This is a genomic window from Streptomyces sp. NPDC001220, from assembly GCF_053597895.1.
This window is the reverse complement of record NZ_JBSFJE010000015.1, coordinates 73668-87563: the sequence shown is the minus strand read 5'-3', so window position 1 is coordinate 87563 and position 13896 is coordinate 73668. Positions and strand designations below refer to the sequence as shown.

The following is a 13896-nucleotide window of genomic DNA, read 5'->3' as shown; positions in this document are numbered from 1 at the left end:
TCAGCCCTTCGCGTCGATCGCGGCCTGCAGGGACTCCCGGTAGCCGTCGCTGGTGATCGTCGCTCCGGAGACCGTGTCGATGTCCGCGCTCTGCGCCTTGAGCGTCTCCGAGATCAGCACCGGCACGGCCGCCGCCGTCTGCGGGTGGTCGGGCTGCCGGAGCATCCTCACCGCGGTGATCTTCTCGCCGTCGAAGGTCACCTGGACCTGGACGGGGCCCTTGTCGGTGTTGACGGTCGTGCCCTTGACGACCGTGCCCGAAGCGGCGTTCGCCGACGTCGACGGGGTCGTGACGGGCTCGGTGGCGGAGGTCGTCGTACCGCCGATGGACGGCTCGTAGCGCCAGACGGGGATCAGGCCCGCGATGCTCAGGGCGACGACAGGTATGGCTCGCTTCACGGTGTCCCTCTCATCCCGCCAGGCTGAAACGCTCGAAGTGGATCTGCGGCTTGGGCACGCCCAGGTCTCCCAGGCTGCGCAGCACCGCGTTCATCATCGGCGGCGGCCCGCACAGGAAGACGTCCCGGTCGGCGATGTCCGGTACCAGTTGGGCCAGTTCGCGCGGCGCCAGCCTGTCGGGCACCGGCGGGCCGGTGACCAGGTGCAGTTCGGCGCCCTTGGCGACGGCGAGGTCGCGCAGTTCGTCGTAGAGGACGGCGTCCCGGTCGGTGGCGACGCGGTAGATGACGACCGCGTGGCCTTCGAGGTCCTCCAGGAGGGCGCGGATGGGGGTGACGCCGACGCCGCCCGCGATCAGCAGGGACTCGGTCTTCCGGCGGTGCAGGATGGTGAAGGCGCCGTAGGGGCCCTCGGCGAACACCCGGGTGCCGACCTTCAGGTGGCGCAGGGCGGCGCTGCCGTCGCCGGCGGCCTTGGCGGTCAGGCGCAGGGTGCGGCCGTCGGGGGCGGCGGAGAGGGAGAAGGGGTTCGCCTGCCACCAGCGGTCCTTCGTCAGGAACCGCCACAGGAAGAACTGACCGGCCTGCGCGCCCAGCTTGTCGAGGTCGCGGCCGGTGACGTGGACGGAGACCACGTTGTCCGACTCGGGGACGACGGCGGAGACACGGAACCGGTGGCGCTGGTTGCGCCACAGCGGCAGGACCAGCCGGCCCAGGGCCACCGAGCCGAGCGCGACGCCCCACAGGGCGTACCAGTAGGCCGTGGCGGCGGACGACGCCGTGAACGTCGTGCCGACCGCGACCTGGTGGCTGAAGGCGAGCACCACGGCCACGTAGGTGTACAGGTGGATGAAGTGCCAGGTCTCGTAGGCGAGCCGGCGCCGGGCGTAGCGGGCCGAGACGGCGCCGATCACGAGGATGATGCCGAGCGCGACGACGGCGCGGAGCACGCCCTCGGTCGTCTCGGCGAGGTCGACGATCTCGCCGATCGGGCCGACGCCCGCGCCGTCGGCGTAGCCGAAGCCGATGAAGACGGCGTGCCCGAGCAGCGTCCACAGCAGGGCGAAGCCGGTCCAGCGGTGCCAGGAGGTCAGCCGGTCCATGCCGATCCGGCGGTCCAGCCAGGGCAGCCGGGCGACCAGCACCAGCTGGAAGGCCATGACCAGGGCGCCGTACAGGCCGAGGAAGCGGCCGATGACGATCAGGGCGTTGGAGGCGAAGCCCGCCTGGGCGAAGAAGCAGGCGACCAGGGCCGCGTTCACGGCGAGCACGGCGTACAGGCCCGTGCGGGCCACCACCCCGGGGCGTATCGCCGTGGGGGGCGCAGGGGGTGATTGGACGGTCGTCACGGGTCGGCAGCTCCTTGATCGGGTCCTGGGAGTCGAGCTTCACCCGTGGCCGCTGTCGTTTTCCTGTCGGACGACTTTCAACTGGTTATCGATGTGTCTTCGGTCCGGGCACGGGTCTGGTGTCCGCCACCGGGTAGCGCAGTATGAGCGGGTGGAAAAAGTACGACTCCTCGTCGTGGACGACGACCCGCCGATCGCCGACCTGGTCGCGACGGTCGCACGGTACGAGGGCTGGGAGGCGGTCACCGCGTACTCCGGTGAGGACGCGCTGGCCCGGGCCGCCGAGTTCCGGCCGGACATCGTCGTGCTCGACCTGATGCTGCCGGACGTGGACGGCTTCGGTGTCCTGGACCGGCTGCGGCACTCCGGGACGATGGTGCCGGTGGTGTTCCTCACGGCCCGCGACGGGGTCGCCGACCGGGTCGCGGGGCTGACCCGGGGCGGGGACGACTACCTGGTCAAGCCGTTCGCGGTGGAGGAGCTGATGGCCCGGCTGCGCACGGTGCTGCGGCGCAGCGCGGGGCCCGGCTTCCAGCGCTCGGTCCTCCAGGTCGCCGACCTGACGATGGACGAGGACACCCGTGAGGTGCGGCGCGGCGAGCGGCTGTTCTCGCTGACCCCGACCGAGTTCGAGGTGCTGCGCTATCTGATGCGCAAGTCGCCGACCGTGCTCACCAAGGCGCAGATCCTGGACCACGTCTGGGAGTACGGCTTCGGCGGCCGCTCGAACGTGGTGGAACTGGTGGTCAGCCGGCTGCGCCGCAAGCTGGACGAGGCCGGCGGGGAACCGCTGATCCACACCGTGCGCGGGTTCGGGTACGTGATACGGCAGCAGGCGACGGAGTGACCGGCCGGCTGCGCCGCTGGTCCCGGGGCGGGCGCCGGTACCGGAACATGCGACTGGGCACCCGGCTGGCGCTGGGGCTGGGCGCGCTGGCCCTGGTGGTGTTCGCGGTCGTCGGCACGGTCCTGACCACGTACATGCGGGACTACCTGTCGGTCCAGCTGGACGACCAGCTGGGGCTGGCCCAGACCGCCCAGTCGAAGAGCATCGAGCAGAACGGCACCCTGCAGGGCAAGAAGTACTACCGCTGGTACTACGCCGTGTACGACGTCTCGCACGGCTCGCCGGTGCTGCGCAAGCCGGAGGAGCGGGGCGACCTGCCCACGGACATTGGTGACCTCACGTCGGTCGCGAAGGCGCAGATCGCCGCGGGCACCGAGGTGCTGAGCACCCGGGACCTGACCGGGGAGGGCGAGTACCGGCTGCGCGGCTGCGAGGTGGAGCCGGGGGTGGTGCTGGTCAGCGGCGCGCCGATGGACAGCATCGACGACACGGTACGGCAGCTGGTCACGGTCCAGGTGGTGGCCTTCGGGCTGGCGCTGCTGGCCCTCGTGGTGTTCGGCCGCCGGCTGCTGCGGCACGGTCTCGAGCCGCTGAGCGACATGGCGCACACCGCCCATGGCATCGCCTCGCACAATCTGACGGAGTCGGCGGCCCGGCTGCCGCTGCGCGCGGCCAAGCGGGGCGGCGGCCCCGAGGTCGAGGAGCTGCGCATCGCGTTCAACACGATGCTCGAGCACATCGACCGTTCCCTCGCCGTCCGCGCGGAGGCCGAGCAGCAGCTGCGCCGGTTCGTCGCGGACGCCTCGCACGAGCTGCGCACCCCGCTGATGTCGGTGCGCGGCTACGCCGACCTCTTCCAGTACGCGGCGGCCAACGCCCCCGAGGAACGCGACAGGCACCTGGCCCGGCTGCGCGCCGAGGCGGCCCGGATGGGCATCCTCCTCGACGACCTGCTGCTCCTGGCGCGGCTGGACGCGGCCGAGGTGGAGGCCCCGCTGCGGCTGGAGGACGCCGACCTGGCGGAGCTGGTGCGGGAGGCCGCGGACGCGTTCCGCGCGGCGCACGCCGACCATCCGCTGACGGTGACCGTCGGTCCGGACCCGGTCCCGCTGCGTCTGGACCCGGTCCGTATCCGCCAGGTGCTGGACAACCTGCTCACCAACGCGGCCGTCCACACGCCCACCGGCACGCTGGTCGCGGTGACGGTCACCACGGCGCCCGGCGCGGCGACGGTGAGCGTCGCCGACCGTGGCCCTGGCATCCCGTCCGCCGACCGGGCCCGGGTCTTCGACCGCTTCTACCGCGTCGACAAGGCCCGCAGCCGCGACCGCGGCGGCAGCGGCCTCGGCCTGTCGGTGGCCCGGGCCCTGGTGGCGGCACACGGCGGCACCATCGGGCTGGGCGACGGCCCGGACGGCACGACCGTGTTCACGCTGACGTTGCCCACCGTCACAGGCCCGGTGCCCGCTCCTCCTCCGGCTCGGAGGTGAAGCCGCCCTGCCGGGGATGCGGGCGGGCCGCCAGGACCGCGACGTCGTCCTCGGCGTTGCGGGCGTCGAGGCGGGTGACGATGGACTCGAGGAGGTCGTCCACGCCGACTGCCGGGCTGAAGCGCAGGTCCGCGAGCCGGTTCAGGGAGCGGTCGATGTCCTCGCCACGGTGTTCCACCAGTCCGTCCGTGAAGAGGACGAGGGCGTGGTCGGGATCGAACTTGTGGGTGGCCGATTCGTAGCCGCCGAAGCCCGTGCCGAGCGGCGGGCCCACCGGGACCGGCAGCAGGGAGGTCCGGCCCTGCCCGGTGATCAGGGCGGGCGGGAGGTGGCCGGCGCTGGACAGGGTGACCTGACGGCGGCTCGGGTCGACGCGCACCAGCAGGCAGGTGGCGGGTCTTCGGTCCGCCTCGTTGGCCGCGATGGCGTCCATCTGGCGCAGTACCCGGTGCGGGGGCAGCTCGGAGGAGGCGATGTAGCGGAGCGAGGACCGGTAGGCGTTCATGTCGACGGCGGCTTCCAGGCCGTGGCCCATCACGTCGCCGACGACGAGCAGGGTGCGGCCGAAGTGCAGCCGTACCGTCTCGCACCAGTCGCCGCCGACCAGCACCCGGCCGCCGGCCGGCAGGTAGCGGATCGACACGTCCAGGTTGGGATGCGGTCGGCCGGGCTCGGACAGCAGGGCGCGCTGCAGGTCGCCGGCGGTGCGGTTGACGTCCTCGTACTCGCGGGCGTGCCGGATGTGGGAGGCCGCGCGTTCGGCCAGGAGGGCGAGCAGCTCGGCCTCGGCCCGGACGAAGGCCATCCCCTCGCGGGCGCAGACCAGGACGCCGTAATGGTCGGAACCACTGGTCAGGGGCACGCACACGGCCGGACGGGTGCGGCTGCCGGCCGGGCGGGACAACCAGGGGTCCGCCCAGTGGTCGGCCGCCGGGGAGCCGGCGTCCCGGGCGACGGCCGTGACCCAGCGGGCGTCGGGCAGCATGTCGGCGTCGCCGGTGATCGACTCGTAGCCGGAGACGGTCTCGCCCACCCGCCGCATCACGGCAGCCCCGCCGCCGGTCAGCCGTACCGCCGCCCGGGACAGTTCCGTGCAGGTCGTGGACTCGTCGAGGGTGGTGCCGATGCCGGCCGCGGCCGCCCGCAGCGCCCTGAAGGGCGCGGAGGGGTCGGCGCCCGCGAGGGACCCGTCCGCTGCCCCCGGGCCGTCGGCGGACGCGGGTCCCCGGCGGGACTGGAACCATCGCGCGACACCCAACACCCTCACAGAATGTCAAACAGCGCCCCAGGGGGCACCAGCCACCCGCGCCGCTCGGCCTCCGGGGGTGGTGCGCCGGGGCGGCCGGAGTCCGGCCGCCGCGCCGTCGGCGGTGGTCCGCGCTCACCTCCGGGGGGTTCGGATCCGGTGTGCGAACGGGCCACGGGCGGATCCGGCGCGCGGGCTCCCCGGGCCATGGACACATCCGGCACGCGGGCCCGCAGGGTCTCGGACGGCCCCAACGGTCCGGCACACCGGTTACGCCCGAACGGCGCTGAACATGCCGACCACCGCGACGGACGAGCCGACCGCGAAGGCCCGGTGCCCGAGAAGGCCCAGCCACGGCAGCGGGGCGGCCGCCCGGTTCTCGCCGGCGACGAACGGGCCGGGAAAGAGAGCCGCCGGGTGGGGACGACCGTGCCGGGAACGCGACGAATGCGAGGCAGCTTCTTTGCGTCGGCCGACAGACCGCACACATCGGGCGCGCGGGCACACCCTCAGTCCTGGCCGGGGCTCCAGGCCGCGACCAGGTCCAGCAGGCCGGGGAAACGCGCGTCCAGGTCGTCGATGCGGACGTGACTGCGGCGCTCCAGGCCGTACTGGCGCTGCCGGGTGACCCCGGCCTCGCGCAGGGCCTTGAAGTGGTGGGTCAGCGAGGACTTGGGGCGGTCGAAGCCGAACCACCCGCAGGTGTGGTCGTACCGCTCCGAGTCCAGCAGCAGTTTCTGCACGATCCGCAGTCGCAGCGGGTCGCTCAGCGCCCCCAGCACCGTCTCCAGGCGCAGGTCCGCCACCGCGGGCTCGGGCAGCGGCTCGGGCAGGTCCGCGGGCTGCGGCAGCACCTTGAAGGCCGGCACCCGTACGGACGCCGGACGCGCCGTGGATGGCATGGGCGACTCCTCCTGACCCGAATCCTATGTACGACTCCAATCGTACTGCATGCTATGTTCGAGAAAACTCGTACTGCAGCAGGAGGTACCTGTCATGTCGGAGAGCCGGACCGCGCCCGCGAAGGCGGGGGGTGAGCGGGAGGCCACGGCCGACGGGCCTTCGGCGCCGGACGCCTCCCCCGCCCCCACCTGGTGGATAGGGCTGGCCGCCTGGCCGGTGACGGCGGTCTTCGTCCTGTCCAACGCGGCGACGCCGCTGTACGTGCTGTGGCAGCGTGAGATCGGGTTCTCCAAGGGGACCCTGACCGTGATCTTCGCCTGCTACATCGCCGGCCTGCTCGGGTCGCTGCTCGTCTCCGGCGTGGTCTCCGACCGGCTCGGCCGCAAGACGGTCCTGCTGCCCGCCCTCGGGCTGGCGCTGGCCGCCTGTGTCATCTTCGCCACCGCGTCCGGCGTGGCCGCGCTGATCGTGGCCCGGCTGTTCACCGGGATCGCCGTCGGCGCGGTGGTCTCCGCCGGCATGGCGGCCGTGACGGACGTGGCCGGCCGGGAACGCAGGCGGCTCGCGGCCCTGCTCGCCTCCTGCGCCATGGTCTTCGGGGCCGGCCTCGGTCCGCTCCTCGCGGGCGTCCTGTCCGAGACCCTGCCCGGTCCCACCGTCACCGTCTTCGTGGTGGAGGCGGTACTGCTCGCCACCGCGATCCTCGCCGTGCTGCGCATGCCGGTGCGCCGCCCGGCCGCACGCGCCGGGGGCGCCTGGTTCCGGGTACCCGGCGTCCCGCCCGGCAGCGGTCTGCAACTCACCCTCGGCATCGCGGTGTTCGCGCCCGGCATCACGGCGACGTCCTTCGTGCTCTCGCTCGGCCCCTCCCTGCTGTCCGGCCTGCTCGGCACCACCAGCCGGATCGTCGCCGGGGCCATGGCGTTCGCGATGTTCCTGGCCGCCACCGGGGTGCAGTTCGCCGTGCGGAGGCTGCCCCGGCGCACCATCCTGACCGCCGGAGCCGTCAGCACCACGCTCAGCATGGCCGCGCTCGCCACCGCCGTGCACACCTCGTCGGTCGCCGCGCTGACCGCCGCCGCGCTGCTGGCCGGCGCCGGGCAGGGCATGGGCCAGCTCGGCGGGCTCTCCCTGCTCAACCACAGCGTCCCGGCCCATCGGCTCGCCGAGGCCAACGCGGCGCTCAACGTGGGCGGTTACGTCCCGGCGGGCCTGCTGCCGGTCTCGGCCGGCTACCTCAGCGACGCCGTCGGGCTGACCAACGGCACCACGGTGTTCGCCGTCGTCCTGACGACCCTCGCCGTCATCGGCGGCCTGGTGGTCCTCGCCTCCCGACGCCGGACGGCCGGGCCCGCGTAACCGGCCGGCGCACCGCGGCGGTCGCCGCGGCACGCCACCCGCACACCGGACACCGTCCCGCACGCACGGATCGCCACCACCTCTGCGTGGGACGCGGCCCCGACAGGCTCGCCAAGTGCCTTACGAACCCCGCCAGTTCCGGCGTCGGAGAGGTCTTCGCACGGTCGCTCAGCGAGGCGGCCCAGGGAGCGTCGGCGGGGATCAGTCCGTCGGGGATGCGGGCCTCGTCGACGCTCGCGAGCAGTGCGCGCAGGCTTGGGGCGAGCGACGCGCACCGGCGTACAGCATGGCGGGATGATGGCAGAGGGGACTGACAACACGACCGGCCCATGGATCCCCCCGTCGTCAGGGCACCCCGCACGGATCCGGCACCGGAAACAGCGACGGGGTCGGCCCTGACAAGGAGCCGACCCCGCTCGACCTGCGCTCAGGTCCTCACGTCTCGTCCGGAGCCAACCGCAGCGAGATCGAGTTGATGCAGTACCGCTGGTCGGTCGGGGTCCCGTACCCCTCGCCCTCGAAGACGTGCCCGAGGTGCGAGCCGCACCGCGCACAGCGCACCTCGGTGCGCACCATCCCGTGCGTACGGTCCTCGATCAGCTCGACCGCGTCGGTGTCCTTCGGGTCGTAGAAGGACGGCCACCCGCAGTGGGACTCGAACTTCGTGGTGGAGGTGAACAGCTCCGCACCGCAGGCGCGACATGAGTACACACCCTTGGTCTTGGTGTCGGTGTACTCACCGGTGAAGGCCGGCTCGGTCGCCGCCTGACGCAGCACGGCGTACTCGGCCGGCGTCAGCTCCGACCGCCACTGCTCGTCCGGCTTGTCGACGTCGTACGACATGACTCTCAGCCCCTTACTTCGCCAGGCGTTCCAGGATCTTCGGGCCCAGGTCGGTCACATCTCCCGCGCCCATGGTCAGAACCAGATCACCGGGCTTCGTCATTCCCGCGACCACGGCGGGGACCTCGTCCTTGTCGTGGACGGCGGTGACGTCGGCGCCCGCGGCCCGTGCCGCCTCGATGATCAGCTCGCTGGTGACACCGGGGATGGGGTCCTCGCGGGCCGGGTAGATGTCCAGGACCACCGACGCGTCCGCGAGGGCCAGCGCGTCGCCCATCTCCTTGCCCAGCTCCTGGGTACGGGAGAACAGGTGCGGCTGGAAGACGACCAGGATCCGGGCGTCCCCGGCGGCGGCGCGCATGGCCTCCAGGTCGGCGGTCATCTCGGTGGGGTGGTGGGCGTAGGAGTCGATCACCTGGACGCCGGCCGCCTCGCCCTTGAGCTGGAGGCGGCGCTTGACGCCCGTGTACGCGGCGAGCGCGGGTGCCAGCTCGGCGGCCGGCACCCCGAGGGCCACGCCCGCGGCGAGCGCGGCGACGGCGTTGTGCGCGTAGTGGCGGCCGGGCACGGAGACCGTGAAGGTCAGCTCGGCCCCGTCCAGCACGACGGTGACCTCGCTCTTCAGCCCCTGCGGTACGACGGACAGCACCCGCACATCGGCATCGGCGGCGTCGCCGTAGGTCACCGTCCGGACCTTGCCGGCCAGCCGCCGGGTCAGCTCGCGCGCGCCCTCGTGATCGGCGTTGATCACCAGCGTGCCGCCGGGCACGATCCGGCCCGCGAAGGTCTCGAAGGACTCGTAGATCTCTTCCATCGAGGCGTAGTTGGCGTGGTGGTCGAGCTCCACGTTGAGGACGATGGCGACCTCGGGCGCGTACTTGTGGAAGCTGCGGTCCGATTCGTCCGCCTCGGCGACGAAGATCTCACCCTCGCCGTGCAGGGCGTTGGAACCGGGGGCGTCCAGGTCGCCGCCGATGGCGTACGACGGCTCGCGGCCCAGCTCGGTCAGCGAGACGGCCAGCATCGAGGTGGTCGTGGTCTTGCCGTGGGTGCCCGCGACGGCGATCGGCCGCGCGCCGTCCATCAGGGCGGCGAGGGCGTCCGAGCGGTGCACCACGGGGATGCCCAGTTCGGCCGCGCGCGCCAGCTCGGGGTTGTCCTGGCGGATCGCCGACGACACGACGACACAGCTGGCGTCGTCGGCCAGGTGCCCGGCCGCGTGCCCGATGTGCACGGTGACGCCCAGCGCGCGCAGCGCCTCGACGGTGGCCGACTCCTTGGCGTCGCTTCCGGCCACCTGGGCCCCACGCTGGGCGAGGATCTTGGCGATCCCCGACATCCCGGCGCCGCCGATCCCGATGAAGTGCGGTCGCTCCATGGCGGAAGGAAGGCCGGGTGCCATGTGTTTCTCCCAGAGACGATGACGTGCGAAAGCGGCCCTAGCCTATGCGCTCGGGCACCGGGTGCCGTGCAACGGGCACGAGCATCAGCGCCCCTTCAGGGGCGCGGGGCCGCGTCGACATGCGGCTCCGCCGCGTGGGTGCGACCAGCCACATCGCACCCGCACCCGCCGACGCGCCGCCCCGTCCACGCACGGCGCCTACGCCTTGCTGTGCGAGAACAGCTTCAGCACCGGCACCCCCACCTTGTGCCGCGCCCGCGACGCCCAGTCCCGGTGGAAGAACTCCTCCACGTAGTGCGGATCGGTCAGCACGATCACCTCGTCCGCACCGACCTCTTCCACCACCGTCTTGAGCGCGTCCAGCGGGTGGTCCTCGACCATCCGCCCCTCGGCCGCGCTCCCCGCCGCCCGCAGGCCCGCCAGGGACACGTCGAGTGCCTGTTCGGCCGGCCCCTTCGCCGCGTCCCCCTCCGGCGTCTCCCGCTCGCGCGCGGCTTCGTCCAGTTCGCCGAGCGCGATGTCGTCGATGGCCCGCAGCAGGCGGTCCGCCTGGTCGCCGCGCGGCTGGAGCAGCACGTGGAAGGAGACCTGCTCGTCCCCGTGCAAGGTGGTGACGAACTCCACGTCGGCGGACGTCAGGGCCTTCTCGATCATCAGAACGCTTGTGAACACCAGGCGCCTCTTCTCCTGAGAGGGCCGCTCGGACCCTCTGTCCTCCCTGGGGGCCTAGCCAGCCCTGCGGAAACCATCCTGCCCCGTGATCGCACGGGTACTGCTGCCGGATTCAGTGTGCCCGCCGGGTAGCTAAGCGGAACGGTGGATTCCGCCGAATTCAGGACCGCTGGTAGCGGCTGAACAGGAATCCGGCCTCCTCCAGCAAGGACACTAGTTCGAAACGTCGGGGCACGGAGACACCGGGGCCCCCGGAAATGCGCTGCGCCGCCCCCGCCGTGAGCATCGGGGACATCGTCAGGCACAGCTCGTCGAGGACATCGGCGGCGACGAACTGCCCGAGCAGCCGGGGCCCGCCCTCGGTGAGCAGCCGGGTGTGGCCGAGAGCGGCGAGTGCGCCGACCGCGCGGGCGGGGTCGACCCCGACGCCGTCACCGGCGACCACCACCCGGGCGCCGGCCTGCTCGGCGGCGGCGACGCGGTCGGGGGCGGCCGCCGCGCCGGTGAGGACCAGGGTGGGGACGAGGGGCGAGGTGAACAGCGGGAGCGAGAAGTCGAGGTCCAGACTCGCGGTGACGACGGCCACCGCGGGGGCCGCGCTCTGCCCCGCCGCCGCCCGGGCCCCGGCGAACTCCGCACGCGCGCGGGCCGGCCGGTACCCCTCCTGCCGTACCGTTTCCGCGCCCACGACCACGACGTCCGCGAGCGCTCGCAGGGTGCCGAAGACCCGCATGTCGGCGTCGCTGGAGATGGGCTGCGACCGTCCGTCGTGCTGGGCGGCGCCGTCGAGCGTGGACACCATGTTGGCCCGCAGCCAGACCTCTCGCCCAGCGGGATAGCCATAGGCGAGCGCAAGCTCGGCGAGACTCCACTCCCCCTCGGCCCCCTCGGCCCCCTCGCCCCCCTCGGCCGGTCCGCCGGAGGCCGGGGCCGCTGTCTCTTCGGTCACAGGGAACAGGCGTCGCATGTCGTGCAGTGTGGCACGGCAACTACCATGGACAACCGTGTCGTCTTCTCCCGCCGCTTCCGAGGTCAGCCCCATAGCCGACGCGGCCCCGCTGTCCCTCTGCGCCCGCTCGCCGCACGTTCCCGCGGACCGGCTGGTCGCCGAGATGGTGCCGCCGCCCCGCTTCGACTCGGTCCGCTTCGCGACCTACATACCGGACCCGAACCAGCCGAGCCAGACCGAGGCCGTGCGCGTCCTCGAGGGCTTCGCGGCCGGTCTCGGCGGAGCGCACGCGGCGGCCGGCGGCAAGCGCGGCTTCTTCGGCTTCGGGAAGGCCAAGGCACCGAAGATCCCGGCCGGACCCCGCGGGGTCTACCTCGACGGCGGCTACGGCGTCGGCAAGACCCACCTGCTCGCCTCGCTCTGGCACGCCACCCCGGCCGAGCCCGCGCTGAAGGCGTTCGGCACCTTCGTGGAGCTGACCAACCTGGTCGGCGCGCTCGGCTTCCAGCAGACCGTGCAGACCCTCTCCGGCCACCGTCTGCTCTGCATCGACGAGTTCGAGCTGGACGATCCCGGCGACACGGTCCTGGTGTCGACGCTGCTGGGACGCCTGGTCGACGCCGGTGTCGCCCTCGCCGCCACCTCCAACACCCTGCCGGGCAAGCTCGGCGAGGGCCGGTTCGCGGCGGCCGACTTCCTGCGGGAGATCCAGGGCCTGTCGGCCCACTTCCGCGCCCTGCGCATCGACGGCGAGGACTACCGCCACCGCGGCCTGCCCGAGGCGCCGGCGCCGTTCTCCGAGGAACTGGTGACCAAGGCGGCGTACGCCACCCAGGGCGCCTCGCTCGACGACTTCCCGCAGCTCCTGGACCACCTGGCCAAGGTGCACCCCAGCCGGTACGGCGCGCTGACCGACGGCGTGACGGCGGTCTGCCTCACCGATGTGCGGCCGGTGCCGGACCAGTCGACCGCGCTGCGGCTGGTGGTCCTCGCGGACCGGCTCTACGACCGCGAGATCCCGGTCCTGGCCTCCGGACTGCCGTTCGACAGGCTGTTCAGCGAGGAGATGCTGAACGGCGGCTACCGGAAGAAGTACTTCCGTGCGATATCCCGGCTCACCGCCCTGGCGCGGGACGCCAAGGGGCTCGTCGCCGCCGGATAGCCCCCTATTCGATCAAGATCGCCGGGTCAAGAGCTCGATCGAGCCACCCCACCGGCATTTTTCACGCTCTCTTCGGTTCGCAACACCGAGTTAACCCTGCAAACGACTTTGCAGGGTTAACGTGTTTCTTGACCAACCGTTGACCTGTGCTTGGTGCACACAAGAGGCGCGAACTGCCGCGAGGGGGGCTCATGTTCCGTGGTACGACGGCCCGGGCCGTGTTCTCGCTCCTGGCCGCCGCCCTGCTCGCCTTCCAGTTCTTCGCGCCCGCGGCGACATTCGCAGCCGCGCACACAGCCAGTCATGCAGAGGCCAGGGCCGAGCCCGGCCTGCAGCCCTCGACGAAGATCGTGCGCGACGGCTCGCACACCCTCCGTGACCACGGCCTCTGCGGGGAGCCCCCCAGCCCGCCGCAGAGCGCCGACCGCCACCGCACCGCCACCGCCGGCTGGGCCGACGACCGTCCGCCCACCGCCCGGCACACCGAGGCGATACCGGCCTCGGCAGCCCTCGCGGCTCGCCATCAGCGCACGTCAAGAGCGTCCAGAGCCCACTCGCCGGCCGCGCTGCAGGTCTTCCGCTGCTGAGCGACGGGTTCCGCCCCGGCTCGTCACCCCCCCACCCCCCACCCCCCCCACAACCGTCGTGCAAGGCCGACGCGCCGCTCCGGCGCGCCAGGAGGAGTCCACACATCATGCAGCCCCTCATCGACAACGCCCGTACGTTCGGACAGCGCCCTGAGGAGTTCGCCCAGCTCGCCGCAGGCCAGTCCCCGCAGGTGCTGTTCATCACCTGCTCCGACTCCCGGGTCGTCCCGGCGCTGATCACCGGCGCCCGCCCGGGCGAGCTCTTCGAGCTGCGCACCGCGGGCAACATCGTCCCCCCGTACGCCTCGGAGCACCCCACCAGCGAGGCGGCCACCATCGAATACGCCGTGGAGGTGCTCGGCGTCCGCGACATCGTCGTCTGCGGGCACTCGCACTGCGGCGCCGTCGGCGCGCTGGTGCGCGGCGACGACCTGACCGCCGTACCCGCCGTACGGGACTGGCTGGCCCGTGCCGAGCCGCGCCCGACCGGGGCCGTCGAGGACCCGGCCGTCGCCGAGGGCGTGCAGAGCCATGTGCTCGCCCAGCTGCTGCGGCTGCGCTCCTACCCGTTCATCGACAGGAAGCTGGCGCAGGGCGAACTGACCCTGCGCGGCTGGTACTACGAGGTCCACACCGGTGCCGTGCGCGAACACCGTGCCGGCACCGACGCGTTCGAGACCCTGTGAGCG

General features: G+C 72.6%; 14 protein-coding genes. 6 read left to right on the top strand and 8 right to left on the bottom strand.

What is annotated here, in order from left to right:
- Window positions 1-399 carry an FMN-binding protein gene (locus tag ACWDGI_RS31955; RefSeq protein ID WP_450764979.1) on the bottom strand — a complete coding sequence of 133 codons (399 nt, stop codon included), beginning with the start codon at window positions 397-399 and terminating at the stop codon, window positions 1-3.
- Between the two features lie 10 nt (window positions 400-409).
- A complete protein-coding gene (locus tag ACWDGI_RS31950; RefSeq protein WP_450764977.1) occupies window positions 410-1747 on the bottom strand; it encodes a ferredoxin reductase family protein in 1338 nt (445 codons plus the stop codon).
- A gap of 151 nt (window positions 1748-1898) precedes the next feature.
- Here ACWDGI_RS31950 and ACWDGI_RS31945 point away from each other — a divergent pair, with 151 nt between their 5' ends.
- Entirely contained in the window at window positions 1899-2594 is a 696-nt protein-coding gene (locus ACWDGI_RS31945; RefSeq protein WP_450764975.1) for a response regulator transcription factor, read from the top strand.
- Between the two features lie 47 nt (window positions 2595-2641).
- Window positions 2642-4084 carry a sensor histidine kinase gene (locus ACWDGI_RS31940; RefSeq protein WP_450764973.1) on the top strand — a complete coding sequence of 481 codons (1443 nt, stop codon included), beginning with the start codon at window positions 2642-2644 and terminating at the stop codon, window positions 4082-4084.
- On the opposite strand, the gene ACWDGI_RS31935 is transcribed toward ACWDGI_RS31940, so the two are convergent.
- Complete coding sequence (locus tag ACWDGI_RS31935) at window positions 4044-5342, bottom strand: PP2C family protein-serine/threonine phosphatase (protein WP_450764971.1); 1299 nt, start codon at window positions 5340-5342, stop codon at window positions 4044-4046. The genes ACWDGI_RS31940 and ACWDGI_RS31935 overlap by 41 nt on opposite strands.
- A gap of 497 nt (window positions 5343-5839) precedes the next feature.
- Entirely contained in the window at window positions 5840-6232 is a 393-nt protein-coding gene (locus tag ACWDGI_RS31930; RefSeq protein ID WP_450764969.1) for an ArsR/SmtB family transcription factor, read from the bottom strand.
- A 94-nt stretch (window positions 6233-6326) separates the two neighbouring features.
- Between ACWDGI_RS31930 and ACWDGI_RS31925 the strand changes: the two genes are divergently transcribed.
- Window positions 6327-7592 (top strand): MFS transporter, encoded by a 1266-nt coding sequence (locus ACWDGI_RS31925; protein WP_450764967.1) that lies wholly within the window; start codon window positions 6327-6329, stop codon window positions 7590-7592.
- A 435-nt stretch (window positions 7593-8027) separates the two neighbouring features.
- Here ACWDGI_RS31925 and msrB read toward each other — a convergent pair whose 3' ends face one another.
- The 4 genes from msrB to ACWDGI_RS31905 form a co-directional block, all read right to left on the bottom strand.
- Complete coding sequence (msrB, locus tag ACWDGI_RS31920) at window positions 8028-8435, bottom strand: peptide-methionine (R)-S-oxide reductase MsrB (protein ID WP_450764965.1); 408 nt, start codon at window positions 8433-8435, stop codon at window positions 8028-8030.
- Between the two features lie 13 nt (window positions 8436-8448).
- Entirely contained in the window at window positions 8449-9837 is a 1389-nt protein-coding gene (gene murC / locus ACWDGI_RS31915; RefSeq protein WP_450764963.1) for a UDP-N-acetylmuramate--L-alanine ligase, read from the bottom strand.
- Window positions 9838-10035: 198 nt separating this feature from the next.
- Complete coding sequence (locus ACWDGI_RS31910; protein ID WP_450764962.1) at window positions 10036-10509, bottom strand: indole-3-glycerol phosphate synthase; 474 nt, start codon at window positions 10507-10509, stop codon at window positions 10036-10038.
- Between the two features lie 160 nt (window positions 10510-10669).
- Window positions 10670-11476, bottom strand: a complete 807-nt coding sequence (locus ACWDGI_RS31905) for a pyrimidine reductase family protein (protein ID WP_450764960.1) — start codon at window positions 11474-11476, stop codon at window positions 10670-10672.
- A gap of 37 nt (window positions 11477-11513) precedes the next feature.
- Here ACWDGI_RS31905 and zapE point away from each other — a divergent pair, with 37 nt between their 5' ends.
- The 3 genes from zapE to ACWDGI_RS31890 all read left to right on the top strand — a co-directional run bounded on the left by zapE (window position 11514) and on the right by ACWDGI_RS31890 (window position 13893).
- The gene (zapE, locus tag ACWDGI_RS31900; protein ID WP_450764958.1) at window positions 11514-12620 is read left to right on the top strand and encodes a cell division protein ZapE; all 1107 of its coding nucleotides are present in this window, start codon (window positions 11514-11516) and stop codon (window positions 12618-12620) included.
- Between the two features lie 191 nt (window positions 12621-12811).
- A complete protein-coding gene (locus tag ACWDGI_RS31895) occupies window positions 12812-13207 on the top strand; it encodes a hypothetical protein (RefSeq protein ID WP_450764956.1) in 396 nt (131 codons plus the stop codon).
- A gap of 107 nt (window positions 13208-13314) precedes the next feature.
- Entirely contained in the window at window positions 13315-13893 is a 579-nt protein-coding gene (locus tag ACWDGI_RS31890; RefSeq protein ID WP_450764954.1) for a carbonic anhydrase, read from the top strand.
- Window positions 13894-13896 lie beyond the last annotated feature (3 nt).

Bases quoted from the DNA above. Each gene is read 5' to 3' on its own strand.
- ACWDGI_RS31940 (WP_450764973.1), top strand. From the start codon at position 2,642: ATGCGACTGGGCACCCGGCTGGCGCTGGGGCTGGGCGCGCTGGCCCTG.
- ACWDGI_RS31930 (WP_450764969.1), bottom strand. From the start codon at position 6,232: ATGCCATCCACGGCGCGTCCGGCGTCCGTACGGGTGCCGGCCTTCAAG.
- ACWDGI_RS31925 (WP_450764967.1), top strand. From the start codon at position 6,327: ATGTCGGAGAGCCGGACCGCGCCCGCGAAGGCGGGGGGTGAGCGGGAG.
- msrB (WP_450764965.1), bottom strand. From the start codon at position 8,435: ATGTCGTACGACGTCGACAAGCCGGACGAGCAGTGGCGGTCGGAGCTG.
- murC (WP_450764963.1), bottom strand. From the start codon at position 9,837: ATGGCACCCGGCCTTCCTTCCGCCATGGAGCGACCGCACTTCATCGGG.
- ACWDGI_RS31905 (WP_450764960.1), bottom strand. From the start codon at position 11,476: ATGCGACGCCTGTTCCCTGTGACCGAAGAGACAGCGGCCCCGGCCTCC.
- ACWDGI_RS31895 (WP_450764956.1), top strand. From the start codon at position 12,812: ATGTTCCGTGGTACGACGGCCCGGGCCGTGTTCTCGCTCCTGGCCGCC.
- ACWDGI_RS31890 (WP_450764954.1), top strand. From the start codon at position 13,315: ATGCAGCCCCTCATCGACAACGCCCGTACGTTCGGACAGCGCCCTGAG.